Annotated in this window: 1 protein-coding gene; it reads left to right on the top strand. The window is 73.9% G+C overall.

Features of this window, described 5'->3' with window-relative positions:
* A partial coding sequence (locus ACYF6T_RS44845; RefSeq protein WP_461703742.1) for a maltotransferase domain-containing protein occupies positions 1–222 on the top strand: 222 nt, incomplete at both ends.

Here is a 222-nt window from a genome sequence, read left to right on the forward strand (position 1 = left end):
CGAGCCCGGACACTGGACGTACACGGTGGAGGCGTGGAGCGATCCGCTGGCGACCTGGCGACACCACGCCCGGATCAAGATCCCGGCGGGCATCGACGTCGGTCTGGTGCTGGAGGAGGGCGCCGACCTGTACGAGCGCGCGGCCGCCGGAGTGCCCGAGGAGCACCAGGACGCCGTCCTGGCCGCGGCGGAGACCTTGCGCGACGACGCGCTGCCGGCCCA

The sequence above is a fragment of the Streptomyces sp. 7R007 genome (assembly GCF_054850255.1).